16 protein-coding genes are annotated in these 14689 nt (G+C 46.5%); 9 read left to right on the top strand and 7 right to left on the bottom strand.

Annotated elements, in window-relative coordinates:
* The first annotated feature begins 46 nt into the window (after positions 1-46).
* The 7 genes from ffh (at position 47) to ACR64J_RS09775 (ending at position 6262) form a co-directional block, all read left to right on the top strand.
* The gene (ffh, locus tag ACR64J_RS09805; protein WP_435949512.1) at positions 47-1606 is read left to right on the top strand and encodes a signal recognition particle protein; all 1560 of its coding nucleotides are present in this window, start codon (positions 47-49) and stop codon (positions 1604-1606) included.
* A 166-nt stretch (positions 1607-1772) separates the two neighbouring features.
* Positions 1773-2444, top strand: coding sequence for a tRNA (adenosine(37)-N6)-threonylcarbamoyltransferase complex dimerization subunit type 1 TsaB (gene tsaB, locus ACR64J_RS09800; RefSeq protein WP_435949511.1), 672 nt, complete (start codon positions 1773-1775; stop codon positions 2442-2444).
* 95 nt (positions 2445-2539) lie between these two features.
* A complete protein-coding gene (locus ACR64J_RS09795; RefSeq protein WP_435949510.1) occupies positions 2540-3382 on the top strand; it encodes an undecaprenyl-diphosphate phosphatase in 843 nt (280 codons plus the stop codon).
* 44 nt (positions 3383-3426) lie between these two features.
* On the top strand, positions 3427-4293 hold the full coding sequence (locus ACR64J_RS09790) for a class I SAM-dependent methyltransferase (protein WP_317199073.1): 867 nt from the start codon (positions 3427-3429) through the stop codon (positions 4291-4293).
* A 36-nt stretch (positions 4294-4329) separates the two neighbouring features.
* Complete coding sequence (locus tag ACR64J_RS09785) at positions 4330-4575, top strand: hypothetical protein (protein WP_317199072.1); 246 nt, start codon at positions 4330-4332, stop codon at positions 4573-4575.
* A 102-nt stretch (positions 4576-4677) separates the two neighbouring features.
* Positions 4678-5616: a 4-hydroxybenzoate octaprenyltransferase gene (gene ubiA, locus ACR64J_RS09780; protein WP_435949509.1), complete on the top strand. Its 939-nt coding sequence runs from the start codon at positions 4678-4680 to the stop codon at positions 5614-5616.
* Positions 5609-6262 (top strand): DUF4112 domain-containing protein, encoded by a 654-nt coding sequence (locus ACR64J_RS09775; RefSeq protein ID WP_317199070.1) that lies wholly within the window; start codon positions 5609-5611, stop codon positions 6260-6262. Before ubiA ends, ACR64J_RS09775 begins: the two co-directional genes overlap by 8 nt.
* A 7-nt stretch (positions 6263-6269) precedes the next feature.
* Here ACR64J_RS09775 and ACR64J_RS09770 read toward each other — a convergent pair whose 3' ends face one another.
* The 6 genes from ACR64J_RS09770 to ispZ all read right to left on the bottom strand — a co-directional run bounded on the left by ACR64J_RS09770 (position 6270) and on the right by ispZ (position 10827).
* Complete coding sequence (locus ACR64J_RS09770; RefSeq protein WP_435949508.1) at positions 6270-6848, bottom strand: hypothetical protein; 579 nt, start codon at positions 6846-6848, stop codon at positions 6270-6272.
* Positions 6849-6933: 85 nt separating this feature from the next.
* Complete coding sequence (locus ACR64J_RS09765) at positions 6934-7359, bottom strand: secondary thiamine-phosphate synthase enzyme YjbQ (RefSeq protein WP_435949507.1); 426 nt, start codon at positions 7357-7359, stop codon at positions 6934-6936.
* Positions 7360-7368: 9 nt separating this feature from the next.
* The gene (mnmC, locus tag ACR64J_RS09760; RefSeq protein ID WP_435949506.1) at positions 7369-9447 is read right to left on the bottom strand and encodes an FAD-dependent 5-carboxymethylaminomethyl-2-thiouridine(34) oxidoreductase MnmC; all 2079 of its coding nucleotides are present in this window, start codon (positions 9445-9447) and stop codon (positions 7369-7371) included.
* A gap of 34 nt (positions 9448-9481) precedes the next feature.
* Positions 9482-9904 carry a hypothetical protein gene (locus ACR64J_RS09755; protein ID WP_435949505.1) on the bottom strand — a complete coding sequence of 141 codons (423 nt, stop codon included), beginning with the start codon at positions 9902-9904 and terminating at the stop codon, positions 9482-9484.
* Complete coding sequence (locus ACR64J_RS09750; RefSeq protein ID WP_435949504.1) at positions 9901-10212, bottom strand: YciI family protein; 312 nt, start codon at positions 10210-10212, stop codon at positions 9901-9903. Before ACR64J_RS09750 ends, ACR64J_RS09755 begins: the two co-directional genes overlap by 4 nt.
* 63 nt (positions 10213-10275) lie before the next feature.
* A complete protein-coding gene (gene ispZ, locus ACR64J_RS09745; RefSeq protein ID WP_317199064.1) occupies positions 10276-10827 on the bottom strand; it encodes a septation protein IspZ in 552 nt (183 codons plus the stop codon).
* Between the two features lie 91 nt (positions 10828-10918).
* Between ispZ and ACR64J_RS09740 the strand changes: the two genes are divergently transcribed.
* Both ACR64J_RS09740 and ACR64J_RS09735 read left to right on the top strand, forming a co-directional pair.
* Positions 10919-11791, top strand: coding sequence for a PHP domain-containing protein (locus ACR64J_RS09740; RefSeq protein ID WP_435949503.1), 873 nt, complete (start codon positions 10919-10921; stop codon positions 11789-11791).
* A 194-nt stretch (positions 11792-11985) separates the two neighbouring features.
* Positions 11986-13401 (top strand): GGDEF domain-containing protein, encoded by a 1416-nt coding sequence (locus ACR64J_RS09735; protein ID WP_435949502.1) that lies wholly within the window; start codon positions 11986-11988, stop codon positions 13399-13401.
* 24 nt (positions 13402-13425) lie between these two features.
* Here ACR64J_RS09735 and truD read toward each other — a convergent pair whose 3' ends face one another.
* Positions 13426-14604 (bottom strand): tRNA pseudouridine(13) synthase TruD, encoded by a 1179-nt coding sequence (gene truD / locus ACR64J_RS09730; RefSeq protein ID WP_435949501.1) that lies wholly within the window; start codon positions 14602-14604, stop codon positions 13426-13428.
* Between the last annotated feature and the right edge of the window lie 85 nt (positions 14605-14689).

The raw sequence follows: 14689 nt of genomic DNA, 5'->3' as shown, positions 1-14689 counted from the left end.
AAAATTGAATACCAAATAAAAATTAACTCCCAATCGAGAATTATATATGTTTGATACCTTAACCGAACGCCTCTCATCGAGTTTACGTAATATCGTCGGTACCGGTCAGCTGACTGAAGACAATATAAAAGACACGCTACGTGAAGTGCGCATGGCACTGCTAGAAGCAGATGTCGCGCTACCAGTCGCCCGTGATTTTGTTAAACGCGTCAAAGAACAGGCATTGGGCGCAGAAGTGCTCAAAGAGTTAGCCCCAGGGCAGGCTTTTGTCAAGATTGTCCATGATGAGTTGACCGAAATGATGGGCAGCGCTAACCAAGCGCTTGAGATGACGGGTAAGCCGCCTGTCGTTTATATACTAGCGGGCCTGCAAGGTGCGGGTAAAACGACGACTGCGGGTAAACTGGCTAAATACTTGCAGGAGCGTCAAAAGAAAAAAGTCATGCTGGTATCGGCTGACGTCTATCGCCCCGCTGCCATCAAACAGCTTGAGCAAGTCGCCGGACAAGTAAGTGCTAAGTTTGTCAATTCAACGACGGATGAGAACCCCATTGATATCGCTCGCCGCGCCATCGAAGAGGCAAAGATTCAGTATCAAGACATCTTAATCATTGATACGGCGGGTCGCTTAGCTATTGATGAGATGATGATGGATGAGATCAAAGCGCTTACTGCGGCGGTCAATCCTCAAGAGACGCTGTTCGTGGTCGATGCGATGACGGGTCAAGATGCCGCCAATACCGCCAAAGCCTTTAATGATGCGCTGCCTCTGACAGGTGTTATCCTAACCAAGACTGACGGCGATGCGCGTGGCGGTGCAGCGTTATCCGTACGCGCGATTACGGGTAAACCTATTAAGTTCTTGGGCCGCGGTGAGCAGCTCGATGCCCTTGAATTATTCCATCCAGAGCGTATTGCCCAGCGCATACTCGGTATGGGTGATGTCTTAAGTCTAGTTGAAGAAGTTGAGCAAAAGATTGATCGCGACAAAGCCGAAAAAATGGCTAAGAAAATGCAAAAAGGCGGCGACTTTGATCTAGAGGATTTACTGACTCAATTCCAGCAAATGAAAAGTATGGGCGGCATGGCAGGATTTTTAGATAAGATGCCAGGTATGGGCGGCTCTGATATGCAAAAGGCGGTTGAAGACGCCAAGCCTGAAGAAAAGGTACGGGAGATGGAGGCACTAATTAATTCGATGACCCCGTACGAGCGCAAAAACCCTGACAAGATTAACCCAAGCCGCAAACGCCGTATCGCCGCAGGCTCAGGAAGAGAGATTCAAGATATCAATCGTTTGCTCAAACAGCACAAGCAGATGGCAAAGATGATGAAAATGATCTCAAAGCCTGAGGGCATTAGTAAAATGATGAAATCCATGCAAGGCTTGATGGGTGGTGCTGGCGGCGGCGGTGGCGGTGGCCCGTTATTCGGTGGTGGTCAAGCTAAGGGTCAGGGCGCAGGAGGTATGAAAGACGTCAATCAGGCGCAGCTCGCTAAACAAATGGGACTCGATCCCAACAATATGCCAAGCGCAGAAGATATGCAAAAGCAGTTGGCAGAGATGCAAAACCAAGCGCCAAAAGACTTTAAAAAACGCTTTTAGTTGATAAGAAAATATCATTTTGATAAGCCCCAAACTCATGTCAGTTTTGGGGCTTTTTATGAGTATTGCTTTTGGACATTCGCCAGAACAAATTTGCAAATAGTATGCACACTAAATGTTATCATAGGCGCTATTTTTAGGTGCTCCTAGCCAAAGCTGAGGTCTTATGTTTTTAGCGATAGATACGGTATTTGATCAGTGCTCAATTGCGATATTGGGCCGCAATGGTGAAGTTATCTTTAGCCAGACTGAAAAAGGTAAGCGTGAGCAAACTCGGCAGATACTACCGATGATAGACGCCGCTTTGCAAGCTAATCAGCTTAAACTTGCTGACATTCAAGCCTTGATGTTTAATCGCGGGCCAGGTGCTTTTAGCGGTATCCGTATTAATACCGCTGTGGTGCAAGCGCTGTCGGTGGCGCATGATTTGCCTTGCGTTGGGGTATCTAGCTTGCAAGTGATCGCGCAAGCTGCCTACCAAGAATATGGTATCGAGTCAGTCTATAGCGCTCTTGATGCGCGTATGCAGCAAGTTTATTTTGGACAATACTCATTAGTAGACGACATCATGCAGCCAGTCTCTACAGAAACTGAGCAACTTTTAGATTATGACACGCAGACTGAGCTAAATTTTGCTATCGCGGGTAACGGCGCTGGACTATTAACCCTGCGTGATGGTCAGCGAATCTATGAGTCCGTTGTACCAGACGCTACTGTCATCGGGCGGGTGGGGCTAGCGCAGTTTAGGGAAACAGGCGGTACGGATGCTGCGCATGCCTTACCTAAATATCTACGCAATCAAGCTTGGAAGACTCTCAAAGAGCAAGGCAAAGCCTAGAGTCGTTTATTTTTAAGGTTACAAGCTCGCTTAATCACTATTTAACAACCCATACCAGCTCAGTTTAGCTCAGCGCTGCTTTTAGGAAGATTGCCGTGGATATCATTTTATTAATTCAAGCCGTTGTCATGGGTATCGTCGAAGGTATCACTGAGTTTTTACCCATCTCTAGCACCGGCTACTTGATTTTGTCCGCAGATGTCATGAACTTTTGGACCAAAGATAAAGTCGATTTGTTCGTCGTTGTCGTACAGCTCGGTGCTATTTTGGCGGTCATTTATGACTACTGGGGCCGCTTGTGGGGCGCTCTTATGGGGCTGATAACGGGTCAATCAGATACGATGACTAACCCAAGGCAGCTGGGGCTTAGCCTTATTGTCGCCACTATTCCTGTGATGATCGTCGGCTTTACCTTTGCTGATGAGATAAAAGCCTATTTGTTCAATCCTATTACCGTAGCGATTATGCTTATCATCGGTGGTTTGTTGATATTCTACGTCGAAAATCGTCCGCAAACGATTATCGCCAGTGAAGCGGAAGACGTGCGTGTGGCTACGGCGCTCAAGATTGGACTGCTGCAATGCTTGGCGCTGATACCAGGCACGTCACGCTCTGGCGCTACCATTATCGGTGCCTTGTGGCTTGGCGTGTCGCGCAAAGCCTCAGCGGAGTTTTCTTTCTTTTTGGGTATTCCTGTGATCGTAGGCGCAGGCTTGCTCGATTTGCTCAAGCACCATGAGGTATTGACCAGTCAGGAGGATTGGCTCGTATTGGGAGTGGGCACTATCGTCTCCTTTATCGTCGCGCTGCTTTGTATCCGCTGGCTAGTGGCTTGGGTCAGTCGCCGCGACTTTAAAATCTTTGCCTGGCTGCGCATTATCACAGGAATAGTCGTATTAGTCGCCGCTTGGGTCTTTGGTTATCAGTTTGCGGGCTAGCCTTCTAACAGCATTTTGGCCTTTTAATTATACGAGAGTGAGTCATGTCAGCACAGCCTATATGTCACTTATACTACGCTACTGATAGGCAAAAACCGCAAATCGATGCACTGCAAAATCTGCTTGATAAGCATCAGTTATCATTGCAACTGAGCGTTGAGCAGACGATTGGTAAAGTCAATCAAAAAATTAAGCAGCAGTTGAGCGCTTTGCACGATGATCCTGTTTTATGGTTAGATGACAAGGATAAATTATCATTGATTGCTGATGGCTTGAGTGTGGCGCCAGAGTGGGACAAATTACAGCGGCGTGTGGTCAGCGCAGGACGCAAGTCAGAGCTGCTTTTGCAAGCGGCTAAAATCACAGCAGATAGTATAGTCATTGATGCCACCGCAGGTTTTGGTCATGACAGTCTGATACTTGCCAGTACAGGCGCACGAGTCATTATGCTTGAGCAGCAGCCGATGATGGCATTATTACTATTGGCAGAACAGCGCCGTATGAGCGCACAACCAAACTGGCAAAAGCTGATGACGCGTTTGCACATCATCAACATCGATGCACGGAGTTATTTTGCTGACAAACAAAGTGCATCGACACTTGATGATAGTATCGTCGATATGGTGTATTTAGACCCGATGTTCCCAGAGGACAGCCATCAAGATAGTAAAACAGGTAAGGGAGCAAAGGTTGGTAAGCACATGCAAGTGCTGCATCAATTAGCTTATCCGCCAACCTTGATTGAGGAGGTGCAGTTGTTGCAAAGCGCTGAGGATTTTATCGCTGGGCATAACGAGCAGGGTGGCCGCGTCATCGTTAAGCGTCCACAATACGCGCCAGTATTTGCCCAGCGACAAGCCGATGAAAGCTGGCAAAATACTGCGCTGCGCTTTGATGGCTACTTTGCCTAATATTTAAATGAGTAATAAATAGTCTAGGAGCATAGGATGCTAACGATAGTCATTTGGGCGGCAGGTGCAGCCTTATTATTGGTCAATATCATACTTCGCACGCGAATCTTGCAACTTGAGGCGCACCTAAGAGCGCTGAGCGATCCACAAGAGCAGTTGACCTATTTACGCAATCAAGCAGCAGCTGGAAATAAAAGAGCTGCCATTAAGGCGCTACGCACAAAATACCCTGGACTAACGCTAGCTGAAGCCATGAAGTTATGGAAGCAAATTGAACCATAAATCAAAGCTATCTATACATCAAAGGTTTTAAAATTAATAAGCACAAAAATAAAAAATACAGAAGGTCATAACCAAGCATAAAGGTTCTAAGACGAGTAATTAATGGCAAACTATCTTCATCTCACACTTAAAGATAAGCTCTATGCTTATATGCAACTGACGCGCTTTGATAAGCCTGTCGGTATAGAGCTACTCTTGTGGCCCACCCTTTGGGGCGTGATGCTCGCGGCTATGGGTCAAGCCCAGCAAGTGGATGGCGCAACAGCAGGTCTACCGAGTTTAAAGGTGTTTGTGCTCTTTGCACTAGGCGCGATTTTGATGCGAGCGGCAGGCTGCGCCATTAATGATTTTGCCGATCGCAAAGTAGATGGACACGTAACGCGTACTAAAGGTCGCCCACTAGCTGACGGTCGTCTAAGCGGACGCGAGGCAATAGCGGCGTTTTTGGTCTTAGTTGTACTGAGCGCCAGTTTGCTATTGTTTTTACCTATAACCGTATTTTATTGGTCATTGGGCGCAGTCGTTCTGGCCTTTATCTATCCGTTTATGAAGCGCTACACCCATTTGCCGCAAGTGTTTTTGGCTGCCGCCTTTGGCTGGGCGATACCCATGGCTTATGTCGCCGTGCAAGGCGCGCCTGATATCTGGTGCTGGCTACTATTCATCGCCTACATGTGCTGGACAATCGCTTATGATACTCAGTACGCTATGGCGGATCGAGAGGATGATCTAAAGATTGGTGTCAAATCGACAGCCATACTGTTTGGTCGCTTTGATGTGCTTATCATTTCAATACTACAGACTTTGTTTTTAGTGATTATGGGCGCAGTATTGTGGCACTATTTTGCGCCAACCAGTTTGAGTATCGTGCCTGTATTTGGCCTGGCCTTAGTGGCGATGATGTTTGCCAAGCAAAACAGCGTCTGCGCCACTCGCAAGCCTGCTGCCTGCTTTCAAGCATTCCTAGCTAATATTTGGGTCGGACGTTACGTCTTTGCCTTAGTCGCTTTATCTTGTATATGGACTACCTTTAATGGCTAAATTACCCAGCTCTCTTAAACGCTTTACTAGCAAAAAACCACCACTCAATGAAGTGCAGACTGAGTTTCAGTTAAGACTGGCTGAGCAAGGACTGACGCGCGAGCAAGTGATTGACACTGAGCGCAAATTAGCAAAATTTGCCAATACTATGGACTCTCTGGTGCGTGTACCCTTTACCAAACAGGGGTTAGGCGCGGATGCGGCACTCTCAACGATTCCGATAGCAGGAGATTTGGCGGGGCTGGCACTCACCAGCTACGCGTTTATATTAGGGCGTCAACTGGGCGTCCCTGCAAGCAAAATGACACCTGCGGTACAGATGGCGCTGGCTGACATGGTCGTCGGTATTATTCCGGGTGTAGGCACTGTGATCGATGTGTTTTTGCGCCCAAGCCGTAAGACATTGGGGATTGTCCATCAGCATATCCAAGATGAGTATGGCATCACCGACACCATGCATATCGATAGACCGTTTTTGCATCAAAGCTTGGAGGATAAGCAGCAGCAAAGCCGCTTTTGGCGTAATCCTGTTATCGCTTGGCTATACTTGCATATTCCTGACATCTTGGGGGTGCTGGTCATTGCCTTTGTTGTGCTTGGTCTATGGACGGCTATTAGATGGCTAATAGGAATGTTTGGCGGCTAGGTCGTCGTCATTCAGTGACGACCTCTGCCTCAGCGCTAGTGGCGTTATAATTAGTCACTTTGCCATTTTGTATCACATCTATACTACTACCGCCGCCATGACTGATAAGCTCGATACTGCCGTCACGGGAGCGATAGGTGGGATTATTGCCTTGACCTTCAGGCGCACTCAAGGTCATTTTTGGTCGGTTAGGCAGGGTAACTATAGCATTGAGCACTCCACTAGCTGAGGTCTCAAAGATGACAGAGAGCGTGTCACCGGCGTCACTACGGTATTTAACATCAGTGATTTGCGTGCCCTTTACAGCTTGTTCTGGATTTGGGGCAACATTTTGTAAGTCTGCTTCTTGATCTAGTTCATCAATATCATCGAGCGCGTCCAAATTTATCTCACGCTCGTCTACTTTTGGCTCCTCTACATTCTCTATTGGCTGCTTAGTATTCATATCGGCAGTAGCGGGCATGCTTTGCGTCTCAACCTCGATTGGAGTCTCAGGTTCAGGTTCTTTTTGACAAGCGCTTAGAGTGAGGCTAATCGCTAATACAAAAAGTAAGCCGTAGCGCACAGGTTTTAGGAGTTTTTTCATAGGACAATCAGCTTGGTTGATAGTAATGAGTAGTGTTTATATATTCGAGCAAAATTTATGGTTAAGTAAAGACAGCTATTAAACATTAAGCGCTTATTGTTATGATTATTTTACGCTTGCCTCCATGATCTCTATGCTCGCACAGATAAATACCTTGCCACATGCCTAATCCTAGCGCGCCGTTGACCAAAGGTATCATAAGGCTGACGCCAAGCATCATACTCTTAAAATGCGCGGGTAGATCATCAGATCCCTCTAAGGTATGTCTATATTCGGACTGATTGGCAGGAGCAATAGTATTGAGCCAGTCTTCGGTATCTAGTCGGACATCAGGGTCAGCATTCTCATTGATAGCAAGGCTCGCTGAGGTGTGCTGCAAGAATAGATGCACAAAGCCTGCGTTTGCTTTATCAGGTAGCAGCTTATTGATCGCGTGTTCGATATGGGCGGTAATAATATGGATACCGCGTGCGTAGGCTGGTAGCGTTATAGTGGTTTGCAGATAAGCCATGGTCTATCCTTATTCATCCAAAGGCGTTTGCAAGCGTATACGATTGGGTGCAAGCTTGGCAAGCAATGCACTTGATAAAGGCATAAAATCACCTAACATCATATCAGCCAAGGCTTCAGCACATATCGGTGCAAAAGCATACCCTTTTGCGCCCATCGCTGTGAGCGTCCATAAGCGCGTGCTATCAGGTAGTTGACCTACAATCGGATGATAATCGGGTGTTTGCGTGCGAACGCCTGCGCGCGCTTGCCACTTGCTAGTATCGGCCGGTATCACCTCATTCATCTCAGGAATGGCTTTGATCAGTTTATCACGGCTAATTTGGTGCTCGCCCGCCCGAATATCGGTTGCGATATCATTACGCACAAAACTTGCGCCAAGTAATAAATACGGTTGACCTTCTACAACATTATTAATATGCGCATCCCCTGCCTGAGCAGTAAAGAGCGTACAGTAGCCGCTATACTTGAGCGGTATCTTTGGCAGTTTAGCAAGCTGCTCGGTACTGGGTATGAACCATGACAGCTGACCACGAATCTTGCGACAATCAAAAATACGAGTATCTAAAGCATGGCTCTCAAAGGCGGCGCAGATGACCACATTGTCGGCTTGAAGGGTGATCTGCTCGCCATCCCTATGACCACTCACATAAACTTGCTCGTTATTTTCATTAATCTCATTAACGTCTAATTGCTGATAGCGAATCAATGGATGAGACATAATGACGTCTTTTAGGGCTTGCGGATTAACTAAGCCTGATTGCGGCAAATATAGATTATCGGATAAGTCCTGCATGGTTAAATGACTAAGTTGACGCGCTTGCTCATCGGGTAGGGTGGTCGCCATCGTATCAGGATAATCAGCAATTTGCGCGACATCGATATTGGCTTTTAGAAGTAAATCAAGCGCGCCTGTCGGTTCAAGCACCGCTGCGCTATTATTTTTGGCAGCTAACTCATTAAGGGCGCGATACAGGCGGCTACTATAGAGATAACCGATAGTATGCAGATGCTCGTCGGCGTGATGAATGGGTGTCATTTTAGGCGCGAGTAGGGCGCGCGGATTGCCAGATGCGCCTGCAAGCGGTGCGTTTTTATCCACGAGTGTGACCCGCGTACCGCGATTGGCTAGTGACCAAGCGACCGTTAACCCAGATACACCAGCACCAATGATAAGGGTATGGCTAGGTTTGGATTTTTCGTTGACTTGTTTTGTTTTAATGAAAGCATCGTTAGACAGCTCAGCGTCTTTTTTAACCTCAGCAGTGAGCATCTCTTTCTTTGGGCCAAAACCTTTTATCTTTTTGAGTATAAAGCCGCTGCTCTGTAGGCCACGTTTTACTACGCCTGCGCAGCTATAAGTCGCTGCTGTCGTACCGATATCAGATAAGCGGGCAATCTGTGCAAATACCGACTCTGCCCACAAGGACTCATTGCAAGAGGGCGCAAAACCATCTAAAAACCAAGCATCAATGGGCGTGCTCTTTTGAGTAGATTGACAATTAGAGTGATCAGTTGCAAGTTTAGCTAAGCTATCGGCAGCATCACCCAGCCAGATATCGAGCGTTAGATTATCAGCGCTAAAGTTAAGGCGATGACAGCCTGCAATAAGGATAGGATAGGCTGCCAACAACTCTACTACCATCGCTCGTAGTTCTGGCGCACGCTGGCACCAAATGCCCAGTATCTCGGTCAAATCCTCGATAGGTATAGGATGCTTTTCAGTAGTGATAATATGTAAGCGCGCATTACTTAAATGCGCATGCGTTGCTCGAAGCTTGCGCCATAAGTGCCAGAGAGCTAGGACATTGAGGCCAGTGCCAAAACCCAATTCAGCGACACTAAAGGTTTGATAAGCGGCTAGATTTGCCAAGCGCTCAGATACATGATTGCCCTCCAAGAACACGTAGCGAGATTCTGCTAAGCCATTAGCCTGTGAGTAATAAACGTCACCAAATTCACCTGATACGGGCACTAGGTTACCTGTATCGTCCTTTTGCCAGTCAATCTGCGCAGGCTTGATGATATTGGCATAGCTCGTAGCTTTTGTAGGGTCAAGATGCCCAATTGGCGCAACAGGATTAGACATAAAAGATCACATCAAATAAGGCAATAAAAGCAGGTTACCAGCGCTCGCGGCGTACAAAAACCAGCCAAGAGATAAAAATACCGACCAGTAAGCTGATGAGTACTGTAAATGCACCGTATAAAAACAGCTGACCTTTACTCTCATAGACCAAGACGTTAACCTGCGTTTGTAAGTCATTAACTTGGCGTTGCAGCTTGGCATTGCGCCCTAATAGCTCTTGATTGGCATCCGATAATGCTTGATTGGAGGGTTGCATTTGCGCCGCTAGGGTATTATCAATGGACAAAGCTAAGTCTGGATCAGCTTGAGCGGTACTGGGCTCAGTCATTGTCATTTGAGTCGTTGTTAAAGGCGTAGGCTCAGCACTAGGAGTTAGTGTTGAAGCCGCTTGCACTGGCATTGTCGCCAATAGCATGATGCTCATTAGACCGTACTTATAATGTTTCAATCGATTCACGATTGTGCTGCCTTGTTGGCAGGCAAGGTATGAATAAAAGGTCTGACGTCTACATGACTATACACACCATCACGCAGGTAAGGCTCGGCATCTACCCAAGTTTGCGCGTCTTTGAGCGTATCAAAATCCGCGATAATCAGGCTGCCTGACATAGCGTCGCTACCATGCTCGATAGGGGTAGGACCTGCGATGATTAAGCGCTGCTCACGATCTAAGGCTTGCAGGCGCTCGACGTGTTCTGCGCGAGTGATTAGGCGTTGCGCTTGGCTACCTGCAACGTCATGACCGATGATAGCAAATAAGGCCATGGTGGCTCCTTAATTAAGAGTAAAATAGCGAGTGTATAATACAAGAAAAGTAAAGTTTTAAATCTATTTGGCAGTTTTGTCCGTCAGTGCTGGATTGACATGGTTTTTTAGCACTACAAACTGAGCAATGACGAAAACGAGCATAATAGGAATCCAGCCGTAAGTCTTAAAGTTGATCCAAGCTTCGTTCGACATGGTAAAGGCCGTGATATAATGCAGCACGCCCATAAGCACAAAAAACAGCGCCCAAGCGATAGTGAGCTTTTTCCAGCCGCTCATAGTAAGCGTAAAGACCTCTTTCATTGCCAGGCGCATCAAAGGCTTGTTAATAGCTACGCTTACGAGCAAGGCAAAGGCAAACACCCCGTTTATAATCGGTGATTTCCAGCGTAAGTAGATGTCATCACGCAGCAATAAGGTGACACCGCAAAAGACAATGGTCAATAACAGAACTACCCATTGCTGCTTATCAAGTTTGCCTTTTTGACGGGCAAAGTGAATGACGTAAACGACGAGAGTCGCTATAAGCAGAGCACCTGCTGCGGCCAAGATACCTTGATTGCGGGCAACGATAAAAAAGGCAATCAGGGGAATAAAATCTAATAGAGCTTTCATAGCTAGGATAGTGTCCATCAAAACGTAGGAGATAGTTTACACGTCTACTGGGCTAAAAAAAAGCAATCAACGCATGAATAAGGCTGTACCTATGAAAATCGATTTGCACTGTCACAGTACCTGCTCTGATGGCACCTTTGCACCTGCTGAAGTCGTTCGCCGCGCACATGTCGCTGGTGTCGATGTTTTGGCATTGACCGATCACGATACGCTAGCAGGTATCGATGAGGCGCGCGCTGCGGCTAATACTTATGACATGCAGCTTATTAATGGGGTTGAGATCAGCTGCGAGCACACCTTGAGTGGTGGCTACGGCAAGAACAAATCTACTAATAAAATCATCCATGTGGTGGGCCTTGATTTTACCGATCGCGCGCAGATGCATGCCACTTTGCAGCAGCTGCAAGACAGCCGAGCGACTCGCGGTCAGCGCATCACCGAAAAGCTGAGCACGCTACTCGATATTGAGTTTGATGAATTATGGCAAGAAGTGTTGGCTAAAGCGGGCGATAACCCTCAAGCGGTTGGACGCGCTCATATCGGTCAAGTATTGTTTGAGCGCGGTGAGGTCAAAACTGTACAAAAGGCATTCGATAAGTATTTAGCTGATAATAAGCCCGCTTACGTGGCTCTTGACGCACTGAGTATGGCGGATGGTATCGCGCTCATTCATGCTTGCGGCGGCAAAGCAGTACTTGCTCATCCTACCCGTTATCAGCTCTCAGCGACGCGGGTGCGCAAACTTATTGAGGAGTTTGCCGCACTTGGCGGTGATGCCTGCGAGCTACCTGCTGATAGTGAACCGCTGAGCACTCGGCGTATGGTTGATCGCAGTATTACAGAGCACAATCTAGGGGTGTCAACCGGTAGCGACTTTCATGGCAGCAATATGCCGTGGCGCAAGTTGGGTGATATTCCTACTCTAAATGCAGATCAGCGGGGCGTTTGGCAAAGCTTTCGCTAATAGCGAGAACCACGATTAAAAACTTATACTATTATAAATTTAGGTGTTAGCAAATACAGTTTAGTAGGTGTCTGTATTTTGGAGGCGAGAAGTTTTAGAGGCGAGAATAACCTTGTAACAAAGTAAAGCGCTATTAGTCTTAACACGTGTATATAATTGCGTAACATAAGCGTAAACCATTTGGCTACTTATTTATGCCGGTATCTATAGACCAGTTGGGCTATAAAAAACTTACTCAGATTATTTTTGAGTGGCAAGCTGCTGATAGGGCATCGCTGTTTGCGTTATTTATAGTCATCGAGGTCGCATTGCATTGGCTATGGTGCTTGTTTGTATGGTTCAAACGAGACACTTATGGTCTATATGTCAACATGGATCTGCTCTATCCAGTCTGGATATGGACGACTGTCATAGGACTGTTCTCGTACTGGATAGTCGGTCATGTTGCGCGCATCAAAACCTCAGATCAGCGCCTGCATCTGTGGCAAATTATTCTGGTCACTATATACACAGTCTACATTGCCATCGCTATCGTCATCATGGGCTATAGCAGTCTGCTTGCTGGAGTATCTCTGGTTGGCGGCGCTATGCTTGGTATGATGCTGATTGAACAGCGCTACATTTGGCGTGCTTTTTTGGCGCAAACCTTTTTGATATTGTTTGCCGTCTCTTTGCCATATTTTGGTATTGCTTTACCTAATTTGAGCCAGTTGGTTGTGACTTCACTGCCGCCTGAGGTATATCATCAACTGACTTATAATGAGGTGATGACGATAGAGAATGCTATCGCTGCCTCAAACTTCAAAAACAATGATCTAAGATGGGATAGCGTTAGAGAGATTCAGCGCTCTTCAGCGTTTTTTTGGCGCTCAACGCATATGTATTTGGCGCTGCCAAAAGCGATTTTTATCGTTGCGGTGTTTAGAGTGTTGCTGCTTGTTTTATACGCCAGTAAAGATGAGAGCCTAAAACAGGCCAATCAAGACGATTTGACGCATTTAAAGAGTCGCCGTCATGGTCTTGAGATGATGCAACAAGCATTAAGCAAAATGTCTCGCGGACAAAGCTTTAGCATTATCTTACTCGATCTTGATAATTTTAAAGACATTAATGATGAGCAAGGTCATGATGCAGGCGATAGAGTACTGCAAAAAGTATCGGCTATACTGTCAAAGCCCAAATTAGATGTAGCAGGCAAAGACGCTATCGTTAGCCGCCATGGCGGCGAAGAGTTTTTGGTCGTATTGCCTAACACAGCACATAATAAAGCCATGAGTATCGCCGAGCAATTAAGACAAGATATCGCTCAGCATCCTATCGCCCTTAGTGATAATTTAGAGGCTGTAGAGAGTGTGGATACAGTAGAGTGTCTAAATGTCACAGCAAGCTTTGGGGTTTATAGCGTTGACTACGAGGAGCTAACGGCATACAAAATAACGTCTGTAGCCCATACAGATGCTGTTTCATTACCGAATGATATCTGCCAATACTTTATCAGTATAGCGGATAAAGCTTTGTATAAAGCCAAGCATCTAGGCCGTAATCAAGTGGTTAGCGCCAACGAGTTACTGGTGCAAGGCGCTATTACCAAAAAGCGTTACTGCAAATAGTATCAGGCAGTAAAAAAGCCTTATTCACGCCATTTGTAAGTTCTGAACGACACTTGCCAGCACGCTAGTGGCAAAACTACCTGTCGTCAAAGTAAAGCTGAGCACTAATGTCTGCTCACTACTATCTTGCTGCTCTTGCCACTCCCAATGCATCGCTTCAATCGGTAATCGCAATGCTCGCCGCTGCGCTTTGATGCCTCGCAGCTCTAAACCTTTTGCTAGCTGTGTTAATAATAGATTATTCTCTATGACATCAGCTTCAAGCTGGGCGGCTAACCCGCTGACCTTATCGTTAGATGTGCCCCACAAGACGCCCGTTGGATGAATGTCGGCGCTGGCAAGGCGCTCGCGTAATGTATCTTCTAGGCTATCGCTAGCAAATATCGAACCTGAGCCATCGAGGTTAAATACCTCGCCATCTAGTCCCGTATTCCAACTGCCATCACGCACTCTTGCAGCCAATATCTCATTGAAAATTAAACTACGCGCCGCTGACAACTCCATCGAGTTTTGCTCGCGCGGTGCACGTTTACGTTTGCTCTTTTTGGGCGTAGCTCGATGCTCTGGTATGGAGCGCGCAAACAGTGCTAAGGCTTCTTTAATATTGTTGCCTTGCCAGCCAAAACGCTGTGGACCAAAATAATTAGGCACACCGCTTTTGCTAATAGTCGCTAGATGCTGTTCTACAGACGACTTATCGTCATCCTTCAATTCAATATCTTGCAAAGTAATATCTCGCAAGGTAATGATAAATTGATTGGCCCTGTGCGTCCCGCGATTAAGCTTTTTGTTATGCCAATGCTGGGCGAGGATAGTGATTGATTCTTCATCGCGAATATCTACAGGTGCAAACTTGGACCCTGGCATTTGCCGCACAGGTATACGCAAACTAAACCACTGCGTCGTCAGTGCATGACGGTCCTTGAGACCTGAATATCCGACATCGCGCAGTGGAATATCTGCCCATTCTGATAGCAGTTTTGCCAGATACGCGGTATTTACCCCTGACTTTTGTATATGTAGCCACAAGTGCTCACCCTCTCCTGTGAAGTCAACATCTAATATCTCATTGACGACAAAGTCTGTGTTGTAGGACTTATAGGTCGCTTGTCTTATAGGAGGTACGGTAGGCTGCGGTAGGCTGGCAGTATCCGTCGCTTTTGTAAAATCAATATCAAATAAATTATGAGTATTTGTGATCATAAAAAGGATCTTTTAGAGAAGTGATTTAAGTATAAAAATGTAAAGGTTACTATTTCTAACTATATCTGAACGATCATAGGCTGAC

It is taken from the genome of Psychrobacter sp. DM8 (assembly GCF_051307025.1).
Classification (GTDB): Bacteria; Pseudomonadota; Gammaproteobacteria; order Pseudomonadales; family Moraxellaceae; genus Psychrobacter.
Note: the sequence above shows the minus strand (reverse complement) of the source record. Positions and strands in the feature narration are given on the sequence as shown.

Excerpts from the sequence above, each read along its gene's own strand:
- ACR64J_RS09740 (WP_435949503.1), top strand. The coding sequence starts at position 10,919 with ATGAAAATCGATTTGCACTGTCACAGTACCTGCTCTGATGGCACCTTT.
- ACR64J_RS09750 (WP_435949504.1), bottom strand. The coding sequence starts at position 10,212 with ATGGCCTTATTTGCTATCATCGGTCATGACGTTGCAGGTAGCCAAGCG.
- ACR64J_RS09735 (WP_435949502.1), top strand. The coding sequence starts at position 11,986 with ATGCCGGTATCTATAGACCAGTTGGGCTATAAAAAACTTACTCAGATT.
- tsaB (WP_435949511.1), top strand. The coding sequence starts at position 1,773 with ATGTTTTTAGCGATAGATACGGTATTTGATCAGTGCTCAATTGCGATA.
- ACR64J_RS09790 (WP_317199073.1), top strand. The coding sequence starts at position 3,427 with ATGTCAGCACAGCCTATATGTCACTTATACTACGCTACTGATAGGCAA.
- truD (WP_435949501.1), bottom strand. The coding sequence starts at position 14,604 with ATGATCACAAATACTCATAATTTATTTGATATTGATTTTACAAAAGCG.
- ACR64J_RS09765 (WP_435949507.1), bottom strand. The coding sequence starts at position 7,359 with ATGGCTTATCTGCAAACCACTATAACGCTACCAGCCTACGCACGCGGT.
- ACR64J_RS09770 (WP_435949508.1), bottom strand. The coding sequence starts at position 6,848 with ATGAAAAAACTCCTAAAACCTGTGCGCTACGGCTTACTTTTTGTATTA.
- ACR64J_RS09785 (WP_317199072.1), top strand. The coding sequence starts at position 4,330 with ATGCTAACGATAGTCATTTGGGCGGCAGGTGCAGCCTTATTATTGGTC.
- ACR64J_RS09775 (WP_317199070.1), top strand. The coding sequence starts at position 5,609 with ATGGCTAAATTACCCAGCTCTCTTAAACGCTTTACTAGCAAAAAACCA.
- ubiA (WP_435949509.1), top strand. The coding sequence starts at position 4,678 with ATGGCAAACTATCTTCATCTCACACTTAAAGATAAGCTCTATGCTTAT.
- ffh (WP_435949512.1), top strand. The coding sequence starts at position 47 with ATGTTTGATACCTTAACCGAACGCCTCTCATCGAGTTTACGTAATATC.
- mnmC (WP_435949506.1), bottom strand. The coding sequence starts at position 9,447 with ATGTCTAATCCTGTTGCGCCAATTGGGCATCTTGACCCTACAAAAGCT.
- ispZ (WP_317199064.1), bottom strand. The coding sequence starts at position 10,827 with ATGAAAGCTCTATTAGATTTTATTCCCCTGATTGCCTTTTTTATCGTT.